This window comes from Hydrocoleum sp. CS-953 (assembly GCF_002260545.1).
GTDB lineage: Bacteria > Cyanobacteriota > Cyanobacteriia > Cyanobacteriales > Microcoleaceae > Trichodesmium.
On the sequence record NZ_LGSU01000701.1, the window covers coordinates 1 to 4,301 of the forward strand.

A 4,301-nucleotide genomic window follows, 5' to 3' on the forward strand; every position below is an offset into this window, starting at 1 on the left:
CCTGGTTGAACTAATTCTAAAAATATTCTCTTGGCAACAGATTTTTCCTCTTTAGTTAGACTTTCAAATACTTCATTTGCTTGCTTTGTTAAAGTTCCTTTTATTCCACCTAACTTTCTATAAGTTGCTAGAGTTAAATATTTACTTTTCTCTTCTCCTTGAGTGGCATCTTTCCACAATACATCCAGAGTATATTGTAAGAGAGGTAAACTACCAGGATTTCGCAAAAAGTCTTCGGTCATTTGAGCAACTAATCCAGGTTCTATTCCCATTCCTACTAATTCGGCTGGCTTTTTTATTGCCTCTTCTATTTCTTCTTTTTCCAGAGGCGTTACTAAGAATTGATGTTCTTTTATTTGAGTGGCTAATCCTGGATATTTTGAACATTGGTCGAGAAAGTCTGCCCGCATTCCTAAGATTAAGCAAAGTTTGTTTTGAATTGTTTCATTTGCTAAAGCTTCTAGAAAACAATTAAAGAATTCTTGTCTTTTTTTGTCAGTTTCACAGAGGGTAAAAGATTCTTCAAATTGGTCGATTACTATGATGACTCTTTCTGTTTCTGCTGACTGAATAAAGTCGATTAATTTTTCTGTTAAGTTCTCTGGTTTTTCTTTTTCTGCTTCTATATCTATATGTATATCTATATCTATTTCTAGATTAATTGCCTGTTGCAGATTTTCTAGAGGAGTTGAAGTTGGAGTAAAAGGATTTAGATATTTCCATCTATCACTTCCTGATATTTTCTGCCCTCGCTTCAATTGATATAATAAACCTGCTCTTAACAAGGAAGATTTTCCACTTCCTGATGCTCCTAATATGGCGACAAAATTATTGGTTCTTACTTTGTCTATTAATTCGTCTGTTAGTCTAGTTCTGCCATGAAAAAATACTGCATCTTTTTCCTGTTCTGTGAAATAAGATAAAGCACGATAAGGAGGAGTATTTTTCCAACGTTCGTCTATGGGTTGAGTCGGAGTATTAGTTGTTAAAATAATTGCATTTCCTGAATTATGAAATACAGGAGCTTGAGCAGTATCTCGCATATTCTTTTTAATAGAATCTGCCAATATATAGTTAGTAACCCAACCATCTATGGAATTTTCTGGATTTAAACCTTTAAGTAATCTTGCGGTAAAAACTCCTTGTTCTCCATCTATTTGTTCTACACTTGTTTCAAAGGAACGAGCCGCAGTAATAAAACAACGACTTACTTTTTTTCCTGTTCCTGGATCTGCCTCTTGAAAGTTTAAAAATTCTCCGCTAAAACAACAGTCTAACCAAACTATTTGTGTTTGAACTGGGCTATTTTTTAATAGTTCTTTTAACCAGTTTAAAGATATGCCATAAATATTCCTTTTTGGTTGAGCATCACTGGTAGCTAAAAATCCTTCTCGAATACCCCCTTCTGTTGTTACATAACCATGTCCGGCAAAGAATAATAAAGCTACATCTGGAACTTCATTTTTTGATGGAGGATTAAATAAATTAGAAATCCTTTCTTTAAGGTCATTAATTTTTACCGGACTATTAGGAACAAATCGAGCTTTACCTTCTTTGTTGTAAGTTTTAGGTAAACGTTGTACATGAAACTTGCCGTATTTTTCTAACATTTCGGCAATAGCTTCAGCATCTTTTACTGGTGCTTTGAGGTTTAAATCTCCTGGTTTCTTTTTTTTGAGNTCGGCAATAGCTTCAGCATCTTTTACTGGTGCTTTGAGGTTTAAATCTCCTGGTTTCTTTTTTTTGAGAAATGGGTAGGAATTAATTCCAACGACTAATGCTTCTCTATTCATAATTGTTGGTTATTTGCTAATAGTTTTGACTAATTATAACTGATAACTGAAATTAGGTACTAATAACTGATAACTGATTAGCTTTTACCGAATAATTAAGGTTTAAAGCCTCTCCTTTACAGCGGTTTTCATTTGAGTAGACCACAGTAGGGGCGATTCGCGTTTGCGGAGCATTCCGTAGGAAATCGCCCCTACAGAGTTTTGATTATGACGTGAGGTCATCCATCTGAAAAGGGCTATAAAGGAGAAACAAGAAAAAATTTTCCTTTTAGTCAATCCTCTTCTTTATAAGAAGAGATAATTATTAATAATTAAGAGTTGATAGTTAATAATTAATTATTCATTCAACAATTAAGGTTTAAAGCCTCCCCCGATATGGGATAAATCAAAAANATCCTCTTCTTTATAAGAAGAGATAATTATTAATAATTAAGAGTTGATAGTTAATAATTAATTATTCATTCAACAATTAAGGTTTAAAGCCTCCCCCGATATGGGATAAATCAAAAAATCCTTTTAGCCAATCCCCTTCTCGAAAGAAGGGGTAATTATCAATTATCAATTATCAATTATTAAAAATTTATTCTTCCTTATTTCTTGACAAAGAAATTACAGAAGGATTATTTTTCCCTGAACTAACAGTTATTGTAATAATTTTTGCGTCAATTAATCTTACTTCCCCTGGTGATTTATCTATGCCTGGATTAACTAAATAAGCAGGAAAACAAGCAGCACTTAAACTCAATCTTATAGCCTTACCTTTCTCAATTCTCATACAAGTTGGTTGTAAAGATATTTTCACTGGTAAATCATTATCAACAACCTTGATATAACCTTGAGTAAAATTGTAAACATTGCCATTTTTTGTCACTTCAGATAATACAGCAGAAAGGTCAAAACTACTTGTATCTGCCGTACAATATACATCTACAAAAATATCTCCTGCTATGTGTAAATCTTCCGTTAAAAATTCAGAAGTATAAGTCAAAATATCAGTGCGAGAATCTAATTCTGAACGTTCAAAAGAACCCGCCGGAAATGTGGCATGACCACCCAATGCAGGAACAGGTCGCCAAGGGTCATGTACGAATGTATCATCAGCAGAAATATCGGGGCAATTTTCCGTCAGACTCCCCGAATCTTCTCTCATATTAGCAAGTCCTGTACTACCCAAATAATAGAACTTGTAATTATTACTCGGCCAGGAATTAAAATTACGCCATTCGTTACTTCCCATCTCAAATAAAGAAATAGGAAATTGCTCAAATATTCCTGTATTTATTCCTTTGAGAAATTGATTAAACCATAATATTTGTAGCTCATCTATAGGACTAGAAGCTCCTAAACCATAATTTACAGCTCCTACTTTTCTACCCCAAGGAATATGAGACCAAGGACCTACGATTAATTTTTGTAAGAATTTACTGCGACCAGCCATTTCTTTATATAAATGAATTGTACCTCGTAAATAAGTATCAAACCAACCACCAATATGCAACATTGGCAGGTCTACATTTTCCATATTTGGCGATAGGTTTTGCCAATATTCATTAGATTGATAATTGTCTATCCACTGATGGTAAAAAGAATCTTTTCCATACTCATTAATTACTTTAGGTAAAGCCGGATTTGTAGTAGATAAAGGTAGGTTTCTCGAAGCTTGATAAAGTTCTTGATAAGATTTTTCATCTCCTTGTAAACGAGCAGTTTCTGTTGCTAGCTGAACTGCCCAACCTAGGTTTGTTTGTAAACAAAAAGCTCCACCTTCATAAGCCCAGTCTGTATATAAATCATAACCAATCATTCCCGGACAAATTGTTTTTAAAGCTGGAGGTTTAGCACTAGCAGCATATAGTTGAGTCATGCCTTGATAAGAAAATCCATACATTCCTATTTCCCCAGTGCTACCTGATAAATTTGCTGCCCAATTAATAGTATCAATTCCATCTTCTATTTCATGGGCAAATAATTCAAATTTACCCTCGGATGTACCTCGACCTCGCACATCTTGAATAATCACAATATAACCATGAGAAGCGTACCATTTTGGATGAGCATAGACTACTGTTGAAGCGATCGCTCTACTGTATGGTTGTCGCATTAATATTACTGGAAATTCACCTTCTGCATCGGGGCGATAAATATCAGCATCTAAACGTATCCCGTCTCTGGTGAATATGGAAGTAGTTTCTTTGGGTAAAATTTTCATTTTAAATATTTGTTAAGTAACAGAGAATATAAAACAATAAAGGTAAGCATTCAGCCGTCAGCTTTTAGCTTTCAGCTAGATTATAATTTCTAAGTCTCGTCTTGAAATCAAAAATTATTATTGATATATTTCAGATAATTTCTAGCATAAATAAAAGCTACTCAGTTAATATAAGTGTTGTTAAACCAATCCTTACTTAATTCATCAAAAAAGCTGAGAGCTGATTGCTAATAGCTGTTTGCGCAGCATTCCAAAGGAAATGCTTACCAATAAAGTAAAGGATGATAGGAAAGAAAAAG

General features: G+C 33.8%; 2 protein-coding genes. Both read right to left on the reverse strand.

Features of this window, described 5'->3' with window-relative positions; genetic code table 11:
• Positions 1-1,679, reverse strand: a 1,679-nt coding sequence (locus AFK68_RS08175) for a caspase family protein (RefSeq protein ID WP_210407293.1), incomplete at both ends; no start/stop codon positions are given.
• Between the two features lie 694 nt (positions 1,680-2,373).
• The gene (locus AFK68_RS08180; protein WP_210407294.1) at positions 2,374-4,002 is read right to left on the reverse strand and encodes a CocE/NonD family hydrolase; all 1,629 of its coding nucleotides are present in this window, start codon (positions 4,000-4,002) and stop codon (positions 2,374-2,376) included.
• Between the last annotated feature and the right edge of the window lie 299 nt (positions 4,003-4,301).